Raw genomic sequence first — 23562 nt, forward strand, 5'->3', positions numbered from 1 at the left:
CTGTGATGGCTGTGGTTTTATCAATACTGCCAGTGCAACCCTGACCACCGGTAAACCCCAGTTTGACAAACAGGGTGCGCTGGAAGCGTTGGAAGTTAAACAAGGCCAGATTATCATTGGCGGCAAAGGGCTGGAGGGCAAAGCGACGGATTACGTCGATATCATCAGCCGGGCGACGGAATAGGGCAAGATATTACCCTTATCAGCCGTCATGGCGATATCCGGTTTCAGAGCAGTGAAAAACCCGGTTATTTTAATGCCGATAATACCCGTAGAATAAGTACATTAGATGCTAAGGGTAATTTAACAATCAATGCAGGTAAACATCTTCTTTTACAAAATACCTATTTAACCCCGAGTACTCATATCTCGTTAACAGCAAATCATGATATTGGGATAGAAAACACGGTACAATTATCCCCTCGACAACCGGGTTGAGCCAGAACGAACTTGAGCAAATACGCCACTAACTCGTGCTGAGAGTTTTTAATCAGTATTCAATGATTTATGTTAAAAGAGGATCTTACGGTGACTGTCAGAACAGTCACCGAAGTGCGAGTATCGATCGTGAAACAGTGATGAAAATCACCGGACTGAGCTTGAATAAATGTCTGACAAACTTACTATTGATACGTTATCGGCATAAAAATGCTTGAGTCAATGCACGAAACGCATAGAAGCGGTACATTTACATTCCAAGCGATAAGACCGAGTCTGAATCTGCGTGCTTCTGAAATCTCTGTTCTTAAGCAGAGCTGAGGTTGATTAATTTTACTACCAAAAATTATGGAAATAACTCACATCATCTAATAAGGTGCCCAATTATTATGGGCACCTTATTATAATGTTAAACCAGTTCTGTCATCACTAACTTGGCTATTTCGAAATAAATAATCAGACCGGTACCATCAATAAATGTGGCAATAAAAGGCGCAGATACAACAGCCGGATCAATAGAAAGCCTTTTCAATACCATCGGAATAATGGAAGAAACAATAGCACTCCAGACGGTAATAGCAATGATGGTCAAACTGACAACAATTGTCACCTCAATGCCTACACCTAATATCCAGGCACGGATAAGCGCAGCAAAACCAATCGTTACAGCAACTAAAAATGAAGTGGAAACCTCTTTGCGTAACACCGCCCATAAATTACGTAAACTCACTTCCCCCAATGCCATTGCTCTGATTAATGTTGAGGTAATCTGTGTACCACTATTGCCCCCCGTTCCAATTAATAACGGGATGAAAAACGCCAGAGAAATTGCCGCTTCCAGTTGATCTTCAAAAGCTTTAAGTACCGCGCTGGTGTAAGCTTCCGCAACAAATAACAGCAATAACCAACCAACCCGTTTACGCCATAATGTTATCGGGCTGGTGCTGAGATAAGGTTTATCCAAAGGCAAGGTCGCCCCTTGCAAATGTGCATCTAATGTATTTTCATCTTCGATCAATTCAGCAATATCCTGTGGTCGCAGCACTCCCACTAATTTGCCAAAATGAATAACCGGTACACTATCTATGCCACTGTGATTTATCAAACTATAAACATTATGACGCGATTGTTCCGGTGATACGGAAAAATAACTTTGTCTCATAATATCTGATACAAATAAATCATCGGCTGCCATCAATAACACTTTTACCGGTAATATGCCATTTAGATAGCCTTCATCATCAACGACGTATAAATAAGTTGGGATCTGTTCTCCTTCAAGCTGATCAATCAGATTACTTTTTACTGATAAAACAGTGTCGGCAACGGATACAGAAATAAAATATTGGCTCATATATGCACTGACAGTTGCATCTTCATTTTTCAATTGATGTTTCTGCTGCTGATAAGCGTTTTTTTCGTTAATGGAATGATTAGCCATAGCTAATACATCCATTTTTTCATGGGATGTGACTTTCATGATGTTGGTCCCTATTACTGTTGTGAACTTCAAACAGTACTCACATAGGGGCGAAACCAGATGAGAGAATGCAACAGCTATCTCCACGTCTCAGTTTTAGCACTATACAACGTATCCTGAATTCTCAGAAAGTTACATGGGGATATACCTTGGTTCGATATACCCTGTCCTAATCTTGGGCGTCTCTCGACGTCGTCAGATCAGCAACCTGTGTTTGTATAGGAGCCTCGCCTAACGAGATACTGTACTTAAAATACGGCGAAAATTATAAGCAAAAATCAAAATAATGCAATGTTAATAGTCAGTCTGTTTAGATTTCATTTAAGTTACTAATGATAATAAAAAAACGGCACAGATTTTCACCTTTTGCCGTTTAGTGCAAATAATCCTATGAAGGAATTATTTATTTTCTGATTTCTTAGCTTCAACGTTTTCAGCTTCAGTAATCAGTTGGTCCGCCGTTTTACCATCCAGGGATTTATAAAATTTTTGTTTCAATTCTTTTATGTCGCCATTAGCCCCTGATTTGGCCAAATCATTAAAATCGATGCTATTAAACATAGCTGCCTGAATTGATTCATCAAATTTAGCTTTTTTATCACCGGGCAGCGCATTTCTTACCTTCTCAATGGATGTTTTCAACGCGATTTCATTAGAAGCATCAATTTTAGGTTGGTTATCACAGCCAGTTAATACAGATCCTAACAAACAAATTGCTAACAATTTTTTCATATTCACCCCCGCAGAATATCAAACAAGGGAATAGTAACAGAAGCAGAAACAATAAACTGTTTATAATTAGCTAAACTGATAAAGAATAGGAATAAGATGAAACTTTTCATTTATTCTATTCCAAAACAATTTCTCTTTGCCAGAGCTCCCTGACAACGATTTATCACGGTTAAGTCCAAATTGACCTGCTTGTTTCAGCCGTTTTACCACACACTCCTTGTGTGTAAGCACAACCATTACCCACAGGAGTTCGGATTGTTTGATCTGGAGCGACTTCGAAAAGTGGAGGTATTTTAAGGCAGGAACATAAGTTGACCAGATAGCAAATATCACTTAATTCATTGTTATTATTGAAAAATAAAAATATTGTTTACCAAAGATACTAAAATCATTTGATTAATATAAATTGTTATCATTATCATTCCGGGTTTAATATAAACAGATTTGGACCAATCAGATGAGATCGTACCTGCGTTTATTGCCTTACTTAACTATTCTAATAGATAGCGTATTCTCATTTTGAAAACCAGCAGATAAAACTCAAAACCAAGGAGAAATAATGTCAGTCATCCACCGTACTGCAAAATATTTTCTGACTGCCATATTGATACTATTGCCTGTCTTTGCTCAGGCAAAAGAAATTATCATCAAGGATGTCGCCGGCCGGGAGGTTAACGTTGATGCACCGGTCAGTCGGGTTATGCTGGCTGACAGCAGAGTATTGATTGCTTTGAATATTCTTCATCCTGATAATCCGCTTAAAGGTATTATCGCTTGGGATAATGCACTGGAAGTCAAATCGCCAGACTTGGCAACCGCCTATGAGAAAGACTTCCCGCAGTTACGAAAAATTCCCGTCTTTCCTAACCCTTATCAAAGCGATTTCAGCGTTGAAAAAGCATTGATTTATAAACCCGACCTGGTTATTTTTGATATTGGCCTCCAAGCCAAACTCAATGATAGCAGAACCATTACTTTACTTGAGAAAGCCGGTATTCCCGTTATTTTTATCGATTTCCGGCAATATCCACTGGCAAATACGATTCCTAGTATGACGTTACTTGGGAAAGTATTCGGCGAGGAAGAAAATGCACAAAAATTTATTGCTTTCTATCAGGAGAGGATGAAAACAATTAATGAACGAGTTGGTACGCTGGGCAAAGAACAGCGGCCCCCTGTGTTTATCGAACGTCATGCTGGAATGTTTGGCGCGGAGCATTGCTGTAAAACTTTCGGTAATGGTAATTTTGGTGAATTTGTTACTGCCGCAGGGGGTGATAACCTCGGCGCCCGTTGGTTCCCAGGTATGGGGGGTGAGGTAAACGAAGAACAATTAATCGTCAGCAATCCTGAGTTTTATCTGATGACCGCCGCAGATTGGGACAAAGTTCGCCCTGAAAGCCTTTCAGTGCCATTGGGCTATACCGGTAATCTAAAACAGTCACAGGAACGGCTGGAAAAACTATTGATACGACCAAAACTGAATGTATTAAGAGCATTCCGCGAAAAGCGGGTAATCGCACTGTATCACCAATATTACGATACGCCGTTTAACATTATTGCCGTTGAAGTTATAGCGAAATTCCTGCACCCGAATCTGTTCGAAGATATTGATCCACAAGCAGACAGTCTATATCTGCATAAAACTTTTACTGCCCTTGATGGTAGCGGAGTATTCTGGGTCACAGCAAAATAATATTTCCTTTCAATCCGTTGGAATATTCCAACGGATATTTAATTTCACTGTTTATTTATAATTTCTGCTTGTTAATATGCATGATATTTTATATAACATGCTAATAGACATCCATTATTTTGTACTCTACTATATTGGTGCTAAAAAATATGAAATATGACAAGATAAATTTGATTAGGTAATAAATGTAAAGTACATGAATATTCACATGTCGAAACTATATTAAGAGGCTAACTCAATAGCGTTATTAATAGTCATGGAAAATAAAATAACCTAATGAAATAGATTCTGATTATCACTATTCTTAAACCAAAGTAACCGGAGTATGTTAATGAAACGATTACATGATATTGAGAAAGAGATGTGGCCTGTTGAATCCTATAAAATGCTTATCGATGGGCAATGGGTGGATAGTGTATCCAAAGAAACAGCTAAAAGTTTTAACCCGTCAACAGGAGAATTGTTGGCTAAATATGTATCCGGTAATGCTGAGGATGTTGATCTTGCTGTCAGTGCCGCGAAAAAAGCGTTCCCCGCCTGGAGTCAAACCTCCGCAATCGAAAGACAATCCGTTTTACTGAAAATAGCTGACTTGCTGGAAGCAGAACAAGAACGTTTTGCTATGCTTGAATCGCTGGATACCGGCAAGCCGTTAAATGAGTCCCGGAATATGGATATCCCTGCCTCCATTGACCATTTCCGCTATTTTGCCGGTGTGATCCGTGCCCATACTGATGAAGCTTCAGTTCTCGATAGTAATACACTCAGCTTGGTGATCCGTGAACCGATTGGTGTTGTCGGACAGGTCATTCCCTGGAATTTCCCGTTATTGATGGCAGCATGGAAACTGGCTCCGGCTCTTGCGGCGGGTAACACCATTGTGATTAATCCAGCAACAATGACACCCATCACACTGCTTGAACTGGGTCGAATACTGAATAAAGTCCTGCCGGCTGGGGTGGTCAATATTGTTACAGGTCGGGGATCCGTCGTCGGTCAAGCTATTCTGGATCATGAAGATGTCGAAAAATTGGCATTCACGGGTTCCACCAGAGTAGGTTATACCGTAGCCGAAGCCGCGGCCAAAAAGCTTATCCCTGCCACATTGGAACTTGGCGGTAAATCAGCCAATATTATCTTCCCTGATGCCAATATGAAAAAAGCCGTAAAATATGCGGCCAAAGCTATTTTGCTGAATCAAGGGCAAGCGTGTGAATCAGGTTCCCGGTTATTCCTGCATAAAGATATCCATAGTGAATTCCTTAACTCCCTGAAAGCAGAATTTGAATCTGTTCGGGTTGGCGACCCACTGGAAAAAGAAACACAGATGGGAAGTCAGGTCAGCCAGGAACAAATGGAAAAAATTCTCAGCTATGTCGATATTGCGGAAAAAGAGGGCGCAGCTATCCTGACTGGCGGCAAACGGATTACTGGCGAAGGTTATGATGATGGTTTCTTTATTCAACCAACCATTATTATCGATGTGACCAATGAAATGCAGGTAGCACGCGAAGAAATTTTTGGCCCTGTATTGACCGTCATTCCATTTAGTGAAGAAGAAGACGTGATCAGAATGGCAAATGATTCTGATTATGGTTTGGCTGGCGCTGTCTGGACACAGGATATCGACCGCGCATTACGTGTAGCCAAAGCCGTCAGAACAGGCCGTATGTGGATTAACACTTACCATGAGCTGCCAGCTCACGCACCATTTGGCGGCTACAAAAAATCAGGTCTTGGAAGAGAGACACACAAAATGATGTTGGATTCTTACACTCAGGTTAAGAACATCTACATCAAAACTAGTGAAGAATAATATCAATCAGTAATTAGTGATTTAAAGAAGCCTTCCAGTCTGGAAGGCTTATACCGCTGACCAGCCTCATTCAAAATAATGAGGTTGGTTTTTTCATTATGAAAAATGCTGTGTCCATTTTTCTCCATTAAGCCGGTTTGATCGCTCATCTAGGCGCCATTTTGGCCGCTTAAATTTAACAGGGGTAAATATATGGCGCTTAATAAATACATTTTCCTCGTATGTCTTGGTTCAGTGATATAATCCGGTTTTTTTTGTTAATTACGGTAATGGTGGAATTGGCCAGTCTATTTCCAGTGCTTTCGAAGTATCAACCCGATTAAGCATAATTCGGTATTTTTTCCATTCTTTCAGTAATTGTGCCTCTTCATTTGTTGCCATATCAAGTTCTACAGCATCAGAAAGCGGCGTTATTTTTTCATTTGCAAGAGATAGAAATTGCGTTCTTTGGATTTCCGCTATAGATATTAATTGCTCTTTTGTTGGTGGTGGAATATCTTCCCAGCAAGGAAGGCCATCTTCGCCAGAGGAAAGTATTTTTCCTATGGGCGGCATTCCCGAAAACTCATTGAATATGTCATCAGTTACAGATATGGGATCGTTTGGCCATGAGCCTGCTTCAATGTAATCCTGCTGTAATGATAGCGGATAAAATGCTTTATTTAATGCGCTGAATACATAGTTTTTTTCATTCATATTAATACCCTATTGCTCTATAAAATGCTGCTACAGGAATTTGTAAATTTGCAATACTGCTAAAACATTGGAATTGGCCATTATTGACCATCATTATTGAAAATGTGCCAGCATGTTGAGGGGCGTTACCAACGTGAGTTAACGTGACGTTGAGACATGTATTCGGGAATGGGATTGGAAAGTTATTTAAAGCACCAGGTTCGGCATAAGCATTGCCTTTAACTGATGCTATTCCCCACATTTCAATTAAACCCGAAGGTAGTTTTTGCCATCCGACTTGATTCAGGTTAGCGGTGAAAAATGACATATCAGGTACCTGATTTTCACTATTCCCTATCGTTATCTTTGTTGTATCTGATAAACCAAGGTTCTTTATAAATTCAGCTTTATCAGGAATGTCTGCGCCGTTTTGGTCTTTTGCCAGTCGATTATTAGCATTATCATTTACATCAGAAACCAGCTTCTGAGTTGGAGCGAGTGTATTACTGTTGCCTATTTGGTCTGTGAGTTGAATAATCCCTTTTTCTGTTAATGAGGCATCGCGAATTTCCGTTGTGTTTTTTTGTTCTAACGCTTTTTTGAATTGTGCTGTGAGTTTGTCTATATCTCCATTATCCAGAACATCATCGTCAGATTGTGTTGCGATAAAATTAGCGACGACAGTGGATATGGTTGACGACTGACGTAATGCCTTATTTAATAGTTCGGCGGTAATATTCCCTGTTGGAAACCCAGTTTGCAAATTTTGATCTTTTTCATATATTTCTTGATTCACTATATTTGCATTTTCACTAATAGAAAAAGCCTTGAAATCATTCTTTTGACTCATATATTTTCTCCAATTAAGTACTGCATTTTATAAGTAATATAGTGAATTTTTATAGAAATAATTTTTCCCTATTCACGCCGGCTATAGTTTAGTGAGAAAAAAGAATAATGGAATATTTTTATAACTTATGGGGTTAACTATTTTTATATAATTGGTGGTAATAAGTATTTTAATGTTTTGTAATCTGAAATATATCTAAACGGTAGATTCACATAATAAGCCGGATTTATTCCGGCTTTGTTTTTTTATTTTTAAATATATTTTTGTGAATTAAATGCTATTTAAAAATAATATAAAATACAGTCGTGGGGAATATATCAAATAGTCTCGGGTATATGTTACTAGTGTAATGATAAGCAAATATATCTGGAAAATAAGTAAAGTAAATCGTTATAATTGTCCCTGATATAATGAAATGAGATACGGCAGTGATTGAAATATATAGTGATGAATATTGGATGCGTAAGGCAATGGAACAGGCAATGAAAGCATGGGAGCAGGGGGAAATTCCTGTTGGTGCTATATTGGTTGCTGATAATAAAATCGTTGCTGAAGGCTGGAATCAGTCCATTATTAAGCATGATCCCACTGCTCATGCTGAAATTATTGCGTTACGAAAAGGGGGAGAGCGGTTACAAAATTATCGTCTGTTGAATACCACGTTATATGTCACTCTTGAACCTTGCATTATGTGTGCCGGTTCTATGGTGCATAGCCGGATACAGCGACTGGTTTATGGCGCCAACGATATGAAAACCGGTGCGGTCGGCTCTTTGGTTGATATATTGCGTCATCCTGGTATGAATCATCAGATTGAAATTACAGGCGGCGTACTTGCTGAAGAGTGCTCCACAATGTTGAGTGCTTTTTTTAAACAACGCCGGGAGCAGCATAAGGCATTAAAAGCTGCCAGGAAACAGCAGGAAGAAAGCTAATACGTCGTTTCTGCTTACTGAGGCTTGCGTCAGATTTGGGAAGCCTCATCCGGCCATAATCGGGTGTCATGATAGCTAGCAAATTGCTTACTCTACTTTTGATTTTTCTGCTTGGGATGTTAATTTTTTCCGGTTTTCTTTGGCCTGTAAATAGCCAACTAAACTAAGCTGATAGCGGCGGATATTCTCGACATAGCGATAAGCCTCATGCCCACGGGCATACCCGTAAGTGGTATTGGTATAGTATTTTTTCTGGCTTAACAGGGGGATTCGGGCTTTTACATCAAGCCAGCTATTGGGATTTCCTTTCTGTGATGCCGTTAGTTTACGAGCATCCAGCATGTGACCATAGCCCATATTGTAAGCAGCCAGTGCAAACCAGATTCGCTCATCTTTAGGGATGTTTTCAGGTAGTCGTTTCATCAGATTTTGCAAATAGATTGCGCCGCCCTTAATACTTTCTGCTGGATCAAGACGGTCAACAACACCTAATCCTTTAGCCGTCGGGTTGGTTAACATCATCAGGCCACGCACACCTGTGGGAGAGGTTGCCTGCGGGTCCCAGTGAGACTCCTGCCAGGCAATTGCAGCCAGTAGTTGCCAGCTGATTTCGCCGGAGTATTTCTCAAACAGGGGTTGATAAGCAGGCAGAATATGATCAATAGCACTGAGAAAAGAGAGTGTATCGAAATAATCAAATGAGCCGACATGACCAAAATATTTCTCTTCCAGCCGTGGCATCACATCTTCTTCCGTCATCTGGCTGAAAAAATCCAGCATAGCGGCATAAAGGCTGTGATCATCAATACGTTTTAAATACCACGTCAGGGGATTATCTTCACTGATATTAAAAGCGACAGCCAGATTAGGGTGAGTACGTTGTTGCAACGCGACATTGATAGAGTCGCCTAAGGTGTAATCCAGTTTGCCCTCTGATACCAGCTCCAGTAATTCCCGGGTGTTGTATTGCTGTGTCTCATCCCATTCAAGTTCCGGGTAAGGTTCTTCTTTCATCTTTTTCAGCGTACTGACATGAGCTGAACCGGAAGTGACCAGCAATTTGCCTTTCAAATCCTTAAAAGAGCGGGGGCGTGGAGTCCCTTTGCGGTAAATCAGTTGTTGAGAAACAGAATAGTAAGCTGGACCAGTACGGGTTTGCTCCAGTCTCTCCTCATTATAGGTAAGACCGGCAGCCAAAAAGTCAGCGTCGCCCTTTTCCAGATCATCAAATAACTGGTTGAGATTTGTTCTGAATTTGATTTCCAATTTAACGCCAAGATAATCAGCAAAGCGTTTCGCCAGCTCGTAATCAAACCCATTTGGTTCTTTTTTACTTGCAAGATGAATCAGAGGTGAGCTGATTGTGCTGATCCGTAGCTCTCCCCTGGTCATGATCCTGTTAATCTGCTCCTGCTGTTTATTCGGCCAACTGATGTTCAGACTGATGATTGCGGCAGAAAAAAGAGCGATAACAATGATAACGAAATAGTTTATTTTTATATTATTCAAACAGTTATCTCTGTATAACGCGATGTGGTGCGATGTAAAAACGCGTTATATTATCATGGCTAAATTTCCAGTGATTGAGCATTTTGCGGAACAAAAACTTGCGGCGCAACTTAATTGATACCATTTGCATAACCTGGCGATAAGATAATTAGCATTAATAATCGTCACGCAAACGGTTTCGTCACTGGTCGCAATCCTCTATAATGTGCCCGTTTCCCCCTGAGGCATCAGTCAGGCTTTGCTTCTAAGATGAGAGAATGTATTACTATGGAAATTCTGCGTGGTTCACCCGCTTTATCGGCATTTCGTATCACCAAGCTCCTTTCTGTGTGTCAGGAACAGCAACTTCCGGTCAATGATATTTATGCGGAATATGTTCATTTCGCAGAAATTAATGCACCTTTGGGTGATGCTGATTCAGCAAAATTACAACGATTATTAAAATATGGACCTTTTCTGGCTGAACACGAACCACAAGGTACGTTGCTGTTAGTGACTCCCCGTCCGGGAACCATTTCCCCGTGGTCTTCGAAAGCAACCGATATTGCTCACAATTGTGGTCTGTCTCAGGTTGTGCGTTTGGAGCGTGGTCTGGCTTACTACGTTCAGTGTGATGAAATGAGTGATGCGCAATGGCAAACGTTGTCGTCGCTTCTGCATGACCGGATGATGGAAACGGTTTTTACTCAACTGGAACAGGTGGAGAAATTATTTTCTCATCAGCAACCCGCTCCGTTAAAACGCATTGATATTCTGCGAACAGGGCGTAGTGCGTTAGAGAAAGCCAATATTGAACTTGGATTGGCGTTGGCCCCGGATGAGATTGATTATCTGATGGAAGCTTTCCAGAAACTGGAGCGTAATCCAACCGATATTGAGCTTTACATGTTTGCTCAGGCGAATTCAGAGCATTGTCGCCATAAAATATTTAATGCTGACTGGATTATTGATGGTCAGGAACAGCCAAAATCGCTGTTCAAAATGATTAAAAATACCTATGAGCAGACACCTGATTATGTATTGTCAGCTTATAAAGATAACGCCGCTGTCATGGAAGGGTCTGTTGTTGGCCGTTTCTTTGCCAGTGCGGAAGACGGTTCATATGATTATCATCAGGAGCAGGCTCATATCCTGATGAAAGTTGAAACGCATAATCACCCAACCGCAATTTCCCCGTGGCCGGGAGCATCGACAGGTTCTGGCGGCGAAATCCGCGATGAAGGCGCGACGGGGCGAGGCGCCAAGCCAAAAGCCGGGTTGGTGGGATTTTCGGTATCCAATCTGCGGATACCGGGTTTTGAACAGCCGTGGGAAGAGGATTTCGGTAAACCGGATCGTATCGTCAGCGCCTTGGATATCATGACTGAAGGCCCTCTGGGCGGCGCGGCATTTAATAACGAATTTGGTCGTCCGGTGTTGCTGGGTTATTTTCGTACCTATGAAGAAAAAATAAACAGCCATAACGGCAGTGAATTACGTGGCTACCACAAACCCATCATGCTGGCGGGTGGGATGGGTAATATCCGTGATGAGCATGTCAAAAAGGGTGAAATTTCGGTTGGCGCTAAATTAATTGTGCTTGGCGGCCCGTCTATGAACATTGGTTTGGGCGGTGGTGCGGCATCTTCTATGGCATCTGGTCAATCTGATGCTGATCTGGATTTTGCTTCTGTTCAACGCGATAACCCGGAAATGGAACGCCGTTGTCAGGAGGTGATTGATCGCTGTTGGCAATTGGGTGAAAACAACCCGATTCTGTTCATTCATGATGTCGGTGCCGGCGGGCTTTCTAATGCTATGCCTGAGCTGGTAAGCGATGGGGGGCGCGGTGGACGGTTTGAACTACGTAAAATTCTTAATGATGAACCAGGAATGAGTCCGCTGGAAGTTTGGTGTAATGAATCTCAGGAGCGTTATGTATTGGCTGTTGCGCCGGAACAACTTCCTCTGTTTGAAGAAATTTGCCAGCGTGAGCGTGCGCCTTATGCCGTTATCGGCGAGGCAACGGAAGAGCGTCATTTGCTGCTGAATGATGAACACTTTGATAACCAGCCAATTGATATGCCGCTGGATGTGCTGCTGGGTAAAACGCCAAAAATGTTGCGTAATGTCAGTACATTAAAAGCCGGTGGTGAAAGCCTTGATCGCCGGGATATCAATCTAGCGGAGGCTGTTAAGCGCATTATGCACTTGCCGGCTGTGGCGGAAAAAACATTCCTGATAACGATAGGCGATCGTACTGTGGCTGGCATGGTTTCCCGTGATCAGATGGTTGGCCCATGGCAGATCCCGGTGGCAGATTGTGCGGTGACTACCGCCAGCCTTGATAGCGACTATGGCGAAGCGATGTCGATGGGGGAACGAGCGCCGGTTGCTCTGCTGGATTTTGCCGCCTCTGCCCGTATGGCTGTTGGTGAAGCGCTAACTAATATCGCTTCTGCTTATATTCAGGATTTGAAACGTATCAAGCTTTCAGCTAACTGGATGTCTGCTGCGGGTCATCCTGGCGAGGATGCCGGTTTGTATGCGGCGGTTAAAGCCGTGGGTGAGGAGTTATGTCCTGCTTTGGGGCTGACTATTCCAGTGGGTAAAGATTCTATGTCGATGAAAACCCGTTGGAATGACAAAGGTGAAGAGCGTGAAATGACGTCACCTTTATCGTTGGTTATTACGGCCTTTGCCAGAGTGGAAGATGTGCGTCGTACAGTAACGCCAGAGCTTTCCACTGATGACGATAATGCGTTGTTGTTAATTGATTTGGGGCAAGGGAAGAACACATTGGGCGGCACTGCGTTGGCACAGGTTTACCGCCAGCTTGGTAACAATACTGCTGATGTACGTAGCGCTGAACAATTGGCTGGATTTTTCAATGCGATTCAGCAACTGATTGCAGAACAGAAATTGCTGGCTTATCACGACCGTTCTGATGGCGGCTTGCTGGTAACCTTGGCTGAAATGGCTTTTGCCGGTCATTGTGGCATTGAAGCTGATATCAGTGTGTTTGATGAAGATATTCTGGCTGCGCTGTTTACGGAAGAGTTGGGTGCTGTGGTTCAGATCCGTGCATCTGATAAAGCGTTTGTTGAAAACCTGCTGGCAGAACATGGATTGGCTGATTGCGTGCATTATTTGGGTAAGGCCAAAGCGGGTGATGATTTTGTCATCTTTAGTGGCAATACCGAAGTATATCGCCAGAATCGCAGTACTCTGCGTCTATGGTGGGCTGAAACCACATGGCAAATGCAACGTTTGCGTGACAACCCGGAATGTGCAGATCAGGAGCATCAGGCTAAACGGGATAATCAAGATCCCGGACTGAATGTAAAACTGACTTTTGATATTTCAGAAGATATTGCCGCGCCTTACATTTTGCAGCAAGTAAGACCAAAAGTGGCTGTCCTGCGTGAGCAGGGTGTTAATTCCCATGTTGAAATGGCCGCTGCCTTCCACCGGGCGGGTTTTGACGCTATTGATGTGCATATGAGTGATTTGCTGTCTGGACGTATCGGATTGGAACAGTTCCAGACACTGGTTGCTTGTGGCGGTTTCTCTTATGGTGACGTGTTGGGTGCCGGTGAAGGTTGGGCGAAATCAATTCTGTTCAACGAACGTGTCCGTGATGAATTTGCGGCTTTCTTCACACGGCCTGATACTCTGGCGCTTGGTGTTTGTAATGGTTGCCAGATGATGTCTAACCTGCGGGAGTTGATCCCAGGTGCGGAACATTGGCCGCGTTTTGTTCGTAACCGCTCAGAACGTTTTGAGGCTCGTTTCAGTTTGGTGGAAATTACGGACAGTCCGTCGCTCCTCCTGAAAGATATGGTGGGTTCACGTATGCCGATTGCTGTTTCTCATGGTGAAGGGCAAGTGGAATTCCGCGATAGCCAGCATCTTAAGATGCTGGAAAGCAACCGGTTAGTGGCTCTGCGTTACGTGGACAACTATGGTCAGGTCACGGAAAACTACCCGGCTAACCCCAATGGTTCCGTGAATGGTATTACCGCAGTCACTAGCCTTGATGGGCGTGCAACCGTGATGATGCCACATCCTGAAAGGGTATCCCGCACTGTGAATAATTCTTGGCATCCAAAGGAGTGGAACGAAGATGGTCCGTGGATGCGGATTTTCCGTAATGCTCGTAGGCAGTTGGGGTAGTACTACAATGTAGGTAAATTATGTCAGGCGGTTTTTAGAATTGTTGATAGTGTTTATTGGCTTCATTGGGATTCTTCGTTCAGTAATTGACGTGAAATCACAATTGAAGCCATTTTTTATTTCTTCCAGTTCATTTTGAAACAATGCCTTATTAGTTAAAAAATGTTTCTGGTTAAATTTAATATACGAGGCATCATATTCCGATAAGTTTTCTACTGGAAGGGATGCGATCTTTTATCAAGTTCCAAAATCCAATTTCTCGGACTTTCATTCCATTATAAGGACTATTATTTTTATAGTAAGATAAATTAATTTTTATATCATCCCATTGACGAGAGCTTATTTTGAACTCATGAACATATTTATTTATTCTTTTTACTGAATTTTCATAGTATTCGATGAACCATGGATCATCCATTATAACGTCATAAATTACCTTGTTAAATAACTGGTTGGGACTATAACCTTCCTCATCTTTGTTGAGATAATAGTGAGTTTTAAATTCTTGATTATTTTATTGATTAAAAAATGAAGATTGCTCTAAAACGAGAACGTCCTCTCCGTTTAATACGGTGTGTCCTCCAAAGAAAGAGGTTGCATTATATGCTGTTGAAAGGCCGATCAATCCACCACCAACAATAATTAACTCATATATTTTAGCCATAAACATACCTTTAGTATATATTTTTAGAAATATAAAACGTTTACTACCTATTATTGCTAGGCATAATTGGTACAGATAGTTTGGAACACGGAAAGACTAATTTAGTTATTTTATATTTAACTAATATAAATATATAAGCCTCTTAGACTTATATATTTGGTTATTTTCTCTGAATTAATAAACCTCGTAGTTTTGGCCAGTTTGAGCCCCATCTACGCTTTTCCTAAAAGCGAGTGCTACACGGCTGGCAGGAACTGCGTTAAAACCTGGGAAAAATTCACCATATTTATCTAATGACTCTTGCAAGACATTAGGGCTAACGCTGTTTATACGAATACCCCTTGGCATTTCAATTGCCGCAGATTTTACGAATGCCTTGACACCACCATTTGCCATAGCTGCGGATGCCCCTTGCAGAATAGGGTCATCCATCATAATTCCAGTGGTTAAAGTAAAACTTCCTCCATCATTAATATAATTCATCCCTAAAAGCACTAAGTTAATTTGGCCTTTGAGTTTACTTCTTATGCCCACTTCATTTAACTCTGGGGTTAATTCTAAAATTGATCCAAAATGTGCGTTACCTGTTGCACTGACTACAGCATCAACTTTTCCAATTTTTTCATACATATTCTTAATACTATCAACGGATGTGATATCAACTATAATATCTAATCCGTTCCTTCCGGCACAAATAACTTCATGATTTTTTTCTAATTCTTCCGTGATTGCCTTTCCTATTGTACCACTTGCTCCAATAATAATTACTCTCATTTCTATTACCTTTTACTAATTAATGAAATTTTTTTGATTATATCGTTGCATAGAAAAATATAACTTTTAACTCGATATAGTTGTAACTCTCTAATGATATTAGACTATAAAATAAAATTCACAATTCTAATGATTGTATAAAACAGCTATACGAGGTTTTTTGGATAAAATTAACTCATATTGATTGTTTATTGATTGATTTTGGTATTCTTTTTGTTCGTTTTTAGGGCATTTATTAAGTATTATTCATAAAAATATAATCTGATCTGTGTGTGAATTGAACGTATTGGTTGTTTTTTAATCCAATAAAATCTCAAAAATAGTATTTTATTTTGTTAATTTAATTTTAGGTATGTTTTATATGGAGCGCCTAAAGTGTTTATGAAATCTTTAGTAAGAAAACCAATAACAGTATTTACTGGCGGATTCGATTAATAAAAATTTCTTTGGTGCTCTCGAAATAGACTTAATATCTTTTATACTTTAACAAAATCAGCATCATTTTTATCTGACTGTTTTATTATCTCAAGGAACAAGGATGTCTTTAATTGGTTACCAAGCTACAGCTAAATTATTTGAACAATTCTCTAATGCTAATTGCCAGATGATGTCTAACCTGAGGGAGTTGATCCCAGGTGCGGAACATTGGCCGCGTTTTGTTCGTAACCGCTCAGAACGTTTTGAGGCTCGTTTCAGTTTGGTGGAAATTACGGACAGTCCGTCGCTCCTCCTGAAAGATATGGTGGGCTCACGTATGCCGATTGCTGTTTCTCATGGTGAAGGGCAAGTGGAATTCCGCGATAGCCAGCATCTTAAGATGCTTAAGAACACGGACTTCAAAGCTGTTTAAAAATGTTTCTAGCATTTCCCAAGATGCTTCTGTGCCTATATATCTGGTTAAATAGTCAAAGCGTTCATGAAGCTGGTTCTCAAACGTCTGAGTATATTCAATTTTATTTACGATCACTGCTTGCTAAGTTCCGTAGGTTATTTCGTAGTTCATTGGATGACACGATTCGTCCAGATTTTACGTCTTTTTCAGCAAAAGATAGCAAGCGCAGCAATGCCATTTGTTCTTGCTGCATCTCAAATTGAGTAGGATCTTGAACCACATATAGCGGCTCCCCGTTTTGGGTTACTATGACTGGCTGAGATACATCCATAGAAGCCAATTCTTTTTTAAACGCAGAAACTGTCGTAATCCGCGAATTTTGGGTTTGATACATATTGTCCTCTGAGTAGAAACCTTATTGCTTCTATCTTTAATAATACATCATTCGCTGATAAAGGCCATATATGGGGAAAATATAGACCACTAGTATGATACCCGCGCTAATTATTCAAATGCAAAAGTCTTGTACCGGAAATTCTTAGAAATTCAGGCCCTGTTTCGCCATTGTCTCAATTACCCGACAAACGCCATTATAGGTGTCTCAAAAAGGAGACATTTAATTATATGATTTATATCTATTTTTATTTTTATGATTTCAGGTGTCTGTAATTGGCGACAGAAAACAAATTTTATTTATGCCAGAAACAAGGTATTTTGTAGCTGAAACGTTAAGTTTTTTATTTTTCATAATAAAATCAATTTATTATGATTTTAATTTTAACGTTGGCACGGAACCTGCATTAAGTTAGACCAGTTGCTCATTCAACTTCTTATGTCGGTCCGCAGCAAGGTGGAGATATACCACATAAACTATCGAATGATGCCAGAGTAAGGTGCCTACCGTCCAACTCAGTGATATCGTTTTCGGGCCTTATCAAACATCGGGCGACACGTGGAGTGAGGCACCAACCTATGTTTGACTGTAGATAAACAGCAGGCATGCGTTATCCTCACTGGCGGGGTAGTAGCAAAAACTACTATCCCGCCATCATAATTCCAGGTTTCTGCCTGCGCCATTGTTGATTGTTCGCATCTTAACTATTTATCAGTAGCAACAAAATTTACCCGCCGATGGGTTTTTCTATCTGCCCTTTGTCGGTTAGCTTAAGTGTACTGGCAGGTTGTGAGATGATTTCTTTGAAAAAATGGCGTTTGTTTCCGCGCTCATTGCGCCAATTAGTTGTCATGGCTTTCTGGTTGGTGTTATTGCCGTTATTGGTTTTGGCTTATCAGGCTTATCAAAGTCTTGATCAGCTCAGTGAGAAAGCGGCTGATATAAACCGTACCACGTTGGCTGATGCTCGCCGCAGTGAGGCGATGACGGGTATTGCGCTGGAGATGGAACGCAGTTACCGCCAATATTGTGTGTTGGGGGATAAAACGCTGGAGAACCTCTACCAAAGGCAATATCGACAGTATTCTAAGATGCTGAAAGATCAGATGGCGATACTTGATGATCAGCAGCATATCAAGACGCTTGACAACTTACTGCTGCAATTAATAAAAATCACTTGTCTCAATAGTGAACCCACTGAACCCGCTGCTCAGTTGCTTGAACAATTCTCTGATGCCAATAGTCAGATGGTACAGGCCACCCGTGATGTTATTTTCAGTCGTGGAGAACAGCTACAGAGAGATATTGCTGATAAAGGCCAATTCTTTGGTTGGCAGAGTCTCATTTTGTTTCTGCTTAGTGCATTACTGGTCGCGTTATTTACCCGTATGATTATCGGGCCGGTTAAAGGTATTGAACGAATGATTAACCGACTGGGCGAAGGGCGATCTTTGGGGGTTCGTATAGATTCTTTTCCCGGGCCAAGAGAACTTCGTTCCCTGGCGCAGCGGATTGTTTGGCTCAGTGAGCGCTTGGCTTGGCTGGAATCACAGCGCCATGAGTTTTTGCGTCATATTTCTCATGAACTGAAGACACCGCTGGCAAGTATGCGGGAAGGGACAGAATTATTGGCTGATGAAGTTGCAGGCCCATTAACGGCTGATCAGCAAGAAGTGGTTGCGATTCTTGATAATAGTAGTAAACATTTACAGCAATTGATCGAGCAATTACTGGATTATAACCGTAAACTGGCAGATAGCCCGGCGGAACAGCAGCAGGTTTCTTTACGGGAAATTGTTAATGAAGTGGTTTTATCACACAGTTTACCGGCGAGATCAAAGAATATTCAGACAGAAATTCAGCTTAATACTGATATTTGTTGGGCAGAACCGACACTATTAATGCGGGTTATTGATAATCTCTACTCCAATGCGGTGCACTATGGCGCTGAATCCGGTAACATCTGGGTTTCAAGTCGTCAGATCGGCAAATGCGTTCAAATTGATGTTGCCAACACAGGTACGCCAATTCCTGAGTCGGAACGTAGCATGATTTTTGAACCGTTCTACCAGGGAACGCTCCAGCGTAAAGGCGCGGTGAAAGGCAGCGGTCTTGGGCTCAGTATTGCGCAGGATTGTATTAAGCGTATGGGGGGCGAACTGCTATTAATTCAGAGCGAATTTGCTGACGTCTGTTTTCGTATTGAATTGCCATTAACTGCTGAGAATGAATAAATAATGCATAACAGGTCTACTTACCGTTTTGTACAAAAGACGGATCGGCAGAATATTGCAGGGCAGCCTGGGAAAAACGCTTTTATCGCCAGACTCTTGTTACCGCGAGTTTCAGTTTGGGGTTTCAGAATAATTCCGCTGATCTTTGCCCCTTTTTTATTGACGGGCTGCGTCAAGGCCCCGGTTAATCATGATTTAACCACAGTTGCCCAGATGGTAATACCAGAACAGCGGGTGACAGATTATCGTGTCGCAGATTGTAACTTGATGTGGGATATAGAGACGCCGCAGTCGGTTGAGAACGCACTTTACTGGCTGCGACTGATAGATTGTTCAGATCTCCTGACGTCAGCCAGAGCCCGTAATATAGCGAAATATATCGTTCCGGCTACTTGGGAGCTGGCTTTCAGGCAAAGTATTTTACTTAACAGTGCTGGGCCAACGTTGGCTGAACGCCGGAAAATGGTTGAAAATCTTAATAAATATCGGCTGAAATTCCCAGAACCATTGCGACCATTATTAAAATTGTGGCGTGAACAGCAGATTCAGCAAATTGTAGTTGCGGAGGAGCGGGCAAAATTCCAAAAATTACAGGCGGATACGGATAATAAAATTGATCACCTGCGTGAAAGTCGTGCACAACTGGAATTTGAACTACAGGAAACGTCCCGTAAATTGGAAAACCTGACGGATATTGAGCGTCAGCTCTCTTCCCGTAAGCAAAATCAGGGTAATACTGGCTCAGGCAGCTCAAATGAACGTACTGAGATGCCGGCAACCGCATCACCCAGCGAAAATAGTAAGCCAGGTAACACATCTGAATCAGATAAAGGAGTCGCACAATGACCGCGCGTAAGCCAGCCCATCTTCTTCTGGTTGATGACGATCCGGGTTTGTTGAAATTACTGGGAATGCGTCTTACCAGCGAAGGTTTTCGCGTCACAACCGCAGAAAGCGGCTGTGACGCGCTGAAACTGTTAGTTAAAGAAAAAATCGATTTGGTGATCAGCGATTTGCGTATGGATGAAATGGATGGTATGGCGCTGTTTGCTGAAATCCAGAAGCAGCAACCCGGTATGCCGGTCATTATTTTGACTGCTCATGGCTCCATTCCGGACGCAGTAGCGGCAACTCAGCAAGGCGTCTTTAGTTTTCTGACCAAACCTGTTGATCGGGATGCGCTGTATAAAGCGATTGATGGCGCACTGGCGTTATCCACTCCCGCTGGTGATGAACAATGGCGGGAGCAGATAGTCACCCGCAGTCCTGTTATGTTGCGCTTGTTGGAACAAGCACGAATGGTTGCTCAATCTGATGTGAGCGTACTGATAAACGGTCAGAGTGGGACGGGAAAGGAAGTGTTAGCCCAGGCCATTCACCGCGCCAGTCCTCGGGCAAAGAAGCCATTTATTGCGATTAATTGTGGCGCGTTGCCGGAACAACTGCTTGAGTCAGAGCTGTTTGGTCATGCCAAAGGGGCATTTACCGGTGCGGTCAGCAGTCGCGAAGGGTTGTTCCTTGCCGCACAGGGGGGAACGCTGTTTCTTGATGAAATTGGTGATATGCCGCTGGCTTTGCAGGTTAAATTATTGCGGGTATTGCAGGAGCGTAAAATACGCCCGTTAGGAAGTAACCGTGATCTGGATATTGATGTGCGGATTATCTCAGCGACTCACCGTGATTTGCCGAAAGCAATGGCAAAAAATGAATTCCGTGAAGATCTTTATTATCGCCTGAATGTTGTTAACTTGAAAATTCCTGCTTTGAATGGCAGGGTTGAAGATATTCCTTTATTGGCGAATCATCTGTTGCGTGAATCAGCGAAGCGCCATAAACCTTTTGTCCGTAGTTTCTCTGCTGATGCAATGAAATGTTTGATGGCGGCAAGTTGGCCGGGAAATGTGCGTCAGCTTGTGAATGTCATCGAACAATGCGTTGCGTTGACTACTGCGCCTGTGATTAGTGAAGCGCTGGTTACACAGGCGCTGGAAGGGGAAAACACGGCATTACCCACTTTTGCCGAAGCCAGAAATCAGTTTGAGCTGAATTATCTGCGTAAGTTGCTGCAAATGACCAAAGGTAATGTGACTCATGCTGCGCGTATGGCGGGGCGTAACCGGACTGAATTCTACAAATTACTGGCGCGTCATGAATTAGATGCGAATGATTTTAAAGAATAACTTTTCTGCTACTCAGGAAGTTTTTACACTGAAAACTGATATATAGATTGATGGCCCGGGAGAGCCAAATTGTATGAGCCGTACTCTTAATATTACCCTCGCACAGCTTAATTGGGTGATTGGTGACATTGAAGGCAACTGCGAACGTATGTTGCAAACAGTGCAGGAACAACAGCAACAGGACGCTGATTTGGTGATGTTTTCTGAACTGGCGCTATCCGGTTATTCTCCAGAAGATCTATTATTCCGCGCTGATTTTCATCAGCGTTGTCGCGAGCAGCTTACACGTTTACAGGCTGCCAGTTGCCAAACTGCTATTTTGGTTGGTCATCCTTGGGAGCAGGATGGGGAAATTTACAACGCGCTTTCCTTATTTTGGCAAGGGGAAATCCTGGCCCGTTATTTTAAACAACGGTTGCCAAATTATGGTGTTTTTGATGAAAAACGCTATTTCAAAGCGGGTGATCAAAGCTGTGTGGCACGATTTAAGGGATATAACCTTGGTTTGCTGATTTGTGAAGATTTATGGTTTAACGAACCGGTTGATGTTTTGAAACAGGCCGGTGCGGATTTAATTCTTTCTATCAATGCTTCTCCATATAACCGTGAAAAGCCTTATATCCGTTATGAATTAATTAAAGAACATTGCCAGCGTACAGATTTACCGATGGTTTACCTTAATCAGATTGGTGGTCAGGACGAATTGATTTTTGATGGCTGTTCTAAAGTCTTTAATGCCAGTGGTGAAATAATTCACCGGTTAGCCGCATTTAATGAACAAATCCAGCAGTGCCGTTTTAATGAATTAAATATCGAATCTATGGTTAATCCGGCGCCTCAATTATTACCATTGCAGCAGATATATCAGGCGTTAGTGCTTTCAGTACATGATTATGTCCGTAAGAATGGCTTTAAAGGCGTTCTGTTAGGCTTATCTGGTGGCATTGATTCTGGCCTGACGTTGGCAATTGCGGTTGATGCATTAGGTAAAGATCATGTGCAGGCGGTGATGATGCCGTTCCGCTATACATCTGAAATGAGTATAGAAGATGCCAAAGAACAGGCCGATATGCTGGGTGTTGAGTTTAATGTGGTATCGATCGAACCGGTGTTTGACGCGTTTATGACGCAATTTGAGCCTCTGTTTGCCGGTACTGCCAAAGATACCACCGAAGAGAACTTACAGGCGCGTTGCCGTGCCGTTATTCTGATGGCGATGTCTAATAAGCGTCATCGTCTGGTGCTGACGACCAGCAATAAGAGTGAATCGGCTGTGGGATATTCCACATTATACGGGGATATGGCGGGTGGTTTTAATGCGTTGAAAGATGTACCGAAAACACTGGTATTTGAATTGGCAAAATACCGTAATACCGTTTCTCCGGCGATACCTCAAAGAGTGATTGATCGTCCGCCATCGGCAGAATTGGCGCCGGGGCAGCTTGATCAGGACAGTTTACCGCCATATGACATTCTGGATGATATTCTGGAGGGGTATGTGGAACAGGATAAATCAGTTGAGGAGCTGGTGGCAGCGGGTTTTGATGAACAGGTTGTACGCAAAGTGATTCGTCTGGTTGATATCAACGAATATAAACGCCGTCAGGCGCCGGTTGGCCCGCGTATTACCCCACGCAATTTTGGTAAAGACAGACGCTATCCGATTACCTCTGGTTTCGGTCGTAAAAACTGGTAACAACAGGAAAACTTCATGAAAAAGATTGATGCGATTATCAAACCCTTCAAGCTGGATGATGTACGTGAAGCGCTGGCTGAAGTGGGTATCACCGGTATGACTGTGACAGAAGTAAAAGGTTTTGGGCGTCAGAAAGGGCATACAGAACTGTATCGCGGTGCAGAATATATGGTGGATTTTCTGCCAAAAGTAAAAATCGAAATTGTGGTGGCAGATGATATTGTCGATACCTGTGTTGAAACCATTATGCAGACCGCGCAAACCGGAAAAATCGGTGATGGTAAAATCTTTGTATTCGATGTTGCCCGTGTTGTGCGTATTCGTACCGGTGAACAGGACGAAGAGGCGATTTAGATAATTTAACTTTGGGGGTGGTAACAGGCAGATCAAAGGCCGCCCTCTATAAAATCACAGTATTGGCTGGTATAAAGGATATTTAAAATAGAGTAAAAATTCTGATGATATAATATAAAGATTAGATAAATATATTAATCAGTGATAA

The 23562-nt window shown here is 42.1% G+C and carries 19 protein-coding genes, 2 pseudogenes and 1 riboswitch; of the genes and pseudogenes, 11 read left to right on the forward strand and 10 right to left on the reverse strand.

Annotated elements, in window-relative coordinates:
* A pseudogene (locus ABR397_RS18380) lies at window positions 1–181 on the forward strand (hypothetical protein); the annotation flags it as partial.
* A 666-nt stretch (window positions 182–847) separates the two neighbouring features.
* On the opposite strand, the gene ABR397_RS18385 reads toward ABR397_RS18380, so the two are convergent.
* Together ABR397_RS18385 and ABR397_RS18390 are read right to left on the reverse strand one after the other, a co-directional pair.
* Entirely contained in the window at window positions 848–1918 is a 1071-nt protein-coding gene (locus ABR397_RS18385) for a magnesium transporter (protein WP_350307002.1), read from the reverse strand.
* Between the two features lie 74 nt (window positions 1919–1992).
* Window positions 1993–2164: riboswitch (M-box (ykoK) riboswitch) on the reverse strand.
* Window positions 2165–2317: 153 nt separating this feature from the next.
* Window positions 2318–2650, reverse strand: coding sequence for a DUF6694 family lipoprotein (locus ABR397_RS18390; RefSeq protein WP_350307003.1), 333 nt, complete (start codon window positions 2648–2650; stop codon window positions 2318–2320).
* Window positions 2651–3209: 559 nt separating this feature from the next.
* Here ABR397_RS18390 and ABR397_RS18400 point away from each other — a divergent pair.
* Together ABR397_RS18400 and ABR397_RS18405 are read left to right on the forward strand one after the other, a co-directional pair.
* Window positions 3210–4346 (forward strand): ABC transporter substrate-binding protein, encoded by a 1137-nt coding sequence (locus tag ABR397_RS18400; RefSeq protein WP_350307004.1) that lies wholly within the window; start codon window positions 3210–3212, stop codon window positions 4344–4346.
* Between the two features lie 331 nt (window positions 4347–4677).
* On the forward strand, window positions 4678–6162 hold the full coding sequence (locus tag ABR397_RS18405; RefSeq protein ID WP_350307005.1) for an aldehyde dehydrogenase family protein: 1485 nt from the start codon (window positions 4678–4680) through the stop codon (window positions 6160–6162).
* Between the two features lie 2 nt (window positions 6163–6164).
* On the opposite strand, the gene ABR397_RS18410 is transcribed toward ABR397_RS18405, so the two are convergent.
* The 3 genes from ABR397_RS18410 to ABR397_RS18420 form a co-directional block, all read right to left on the reverse strand.
* A complete protein-coding gene (locus ABR397_RS18410; RefSeq protein WP_350307006.1) occupies window positions 6165–6311 on the reverse strand; it encodes a hypothetical protein in 147 nt (48 codons plus the stop codon).
* 112 nt (window positions 6312–6423) lie between these two features.
* Window positions 6424–6858, reverse strand: a complete 435-nt coding sequence (locus ABR397_RS18415) for a tail fiber assembly protein (RefSeq protein WP_350307007.1) — start codon at window positions 6856–6858, stop codon at window positions 6424–6426.
* 1 nt (window position 6859) lies between these two features.
* On the reverse strand, window positions 6860–7687 hold the full coding sequence (locus ABR397_RS18420) for a phage tail protein (protein WP_350307008.1): 828 nt from the start codon (window positions 7685–7687) through the stop codon (window positions 6860–6862).
* A gap of 428 nt (window positions 7688–8115) precedes the next feature.
* Here ABR397_RS18420 and tadA point away from each other — a divergent pair, with 428 nt between their 5' ends.
* A complete protein-coding gene (gene tadA, locus ABR397_RS18425; RefSeq protein ID WP_350307009.1) occupies window positions 8116–8622 on the forward strand; it encodes a tRNA adenosine(34) deaminase TadA in 507 nt (168 codons plus the stop codon).
* A gap of 87 nt (window positions 8623–8709) precedes the next feature.
* Here tadA and mltF read toward each other — a convergent pair whose 3' ends face one another.
* Window positions 8710–10131 carry a membrane-bound lytic murein transglycosylase MltF gene (mltF, locus tag ABR397_RS18430; protein WP_350307010.1) on the reverse strand — a complete coding sequence of 474 codons (1422 nt, stop codon included), beginning with the start codon at window positions 10129–10131 and terminating at the stop codon, window positions 8710–8712.
* A gap of 267 nt (window positions 10132–10398) precedes the next feature.
* Between mltF and purL the strand changes: the two genes are divergently transcribed.
* On the forward strand, window positions 10399–14286 hold the full coding sequence (gene purL / locus ABR397_RS18435; RefSeq protein WP_350307011.1) for a phosphoribosylformylglycinamidine synthase: 3888 nt from the start codon (window positions 10399–10401) through the stop codon (window positions 14284–14286).
* Window positions 14287–14479: 193 nt separating this feature from the next.
* Here purL and ABR397_RS18440 read toward each other — a convergent pair whose 3' ends face one another.
* From ABR397_RS18440 to ABR397_RS18450, 3 genes are all read right to left on the reverse strand, one after another.
* Window positions 14480–14704 carry a hypothetical protein gene (locus ABR397_RS18440; protein WP_350307012.1) on the reverse strand — a complete coding sequence of 75 codons (225 nt, stop codon included), beginning with the start codon at window positions 14702–14704 and terminating at the stop codon, window positions 14480–14482.
* Window positions 14705–14800: 96 nt separating this feature from the next.
* The gene (locus ABR397_RS18445) at window positions 14801–14950 is read right to left on the reverse strand and encodes a hypothetical protein (protein ID WP_350307013.1); all 150 of its coding nucleotides are present in this window, start codon (window positions 14948–14950) and stop codon (window positions 14801–14803) included.
* 174 nt (window positions 14951–15124) lie between these two features.
* Window positions 15125–15724, reverse strand: a complete 600-nt coding sequence (locus tag ABR397_RS18450; protein ID WP_350307014.1) for a short chain dehydrogenase — start codon at window positions 15722–15724, stop codon at window positions 15125–15127.
* 598 nt (window positions 15725–16322) lie between these two features.
* Between ABR397_RS18450 and ABR397_RS18455 the strand changes: the two are divergent.
* A pseudogene (locus ABR397_RS18455) lies at window positions 16323–16571 on the forward strand (phosphoribosylformylglycinamidine synthase subunit PurQ); the annotation flags it as partial.
* A gap of 106 nt (window positions 16572–16677) precedes the next feature.
* Here ABR397_RS18455 and ABR397_RS18460 read toward each other — a convergent pair.
* Window positions 16678–16950 (reverse strand): type II toxin-antitoxin system Phd/YefM family antitoxin, encoded by a 273-nt coding sequence (locus tag ABR397_RS18460; protein WP_021323918.1) that lies wholly within the window; start codon window positions 16948–16950, stop codon window positions 16678–16680.
* 794 nt (window positions 16951–17744) lie between these two features.
* Here ABR397_RS18460 and ABR397_RS18465 point away from each other — a divergent pair.
* The 5 genes from ABR397_RS18465 (at window position 17745) to glnB (ending at window position 23414) form a co-directional block, all read left to right on the forward strand.
* A complete protein-coding gene (locus tag ABR397_RS18465) occupies window positions 17745–19184 on the forward strand; it encodes a sensor histidine kinase (protein ID WP_350307015.1) in 1440 nt (479 codons plus the stop codon).
* 3 nt (window positions 19185–19187) lie between these two features.
* Entirely contained in the window at window positions 19188–20030 is an 843-nt protein-coding gene (gene qseG / locus ABR397_RS18470; RefSeq protein WP_350307016.1) for a two-component system QseEF-associated lipoprotein QseG, read from the forward strand.
* Window positions 20027–21364 carry a two-component system response regulator GlrR gene (gene glrR, locus ABR397_RS18475; protein ID WP_350307017.1) on the forward strand — a complete coding sequence of 446 codons (1338 nt, stop codon included), beginning with the start codon at window positions 20027–20029 and terminating at the stop codon, window positions 21362–21364. Before qseG ends, glrR begins: the two co-directional genes overlap by 4 nt.
* 73 nt (window positions 21365–21437) lie before the next feature.
* Window positions 21438–23060 (forward strand): NAD+ synthase, encoded by a 1623-nt coding sequence (locus tag ABR397_RS18480; RefSeq protein ID WP_350307018.1) that lies wholly within the window; start codon window positions 21438–21440, stop codon window positions 23058–23060.
* 15 nt (window positions 23061–23075) lie between these two features.
* The gene (gene glnB, locus ABR397_RS18485; protein ID WP_004847623.1) at window positions 23076–23414 is read left to right on the forward strand and encodes a nitrogen regulatory protein P-II; all 339 of its coding nucleotides are present in this window, start codon (window positions 23076–23078) and stop codon (window positions 23412–23414) included.
* Window positions 23415–23562 lie beyond the last annotated feature (148 nt).

Source organism: Photorhabdus viridis (assembly GCF_040256935.1).
GTDB lineage: Bacteria > Pseudomonadota > Gammaproteobacteria > Enterobacterales > Enterobacteriaceae > Photorhabdus > Photorhabdus viridis.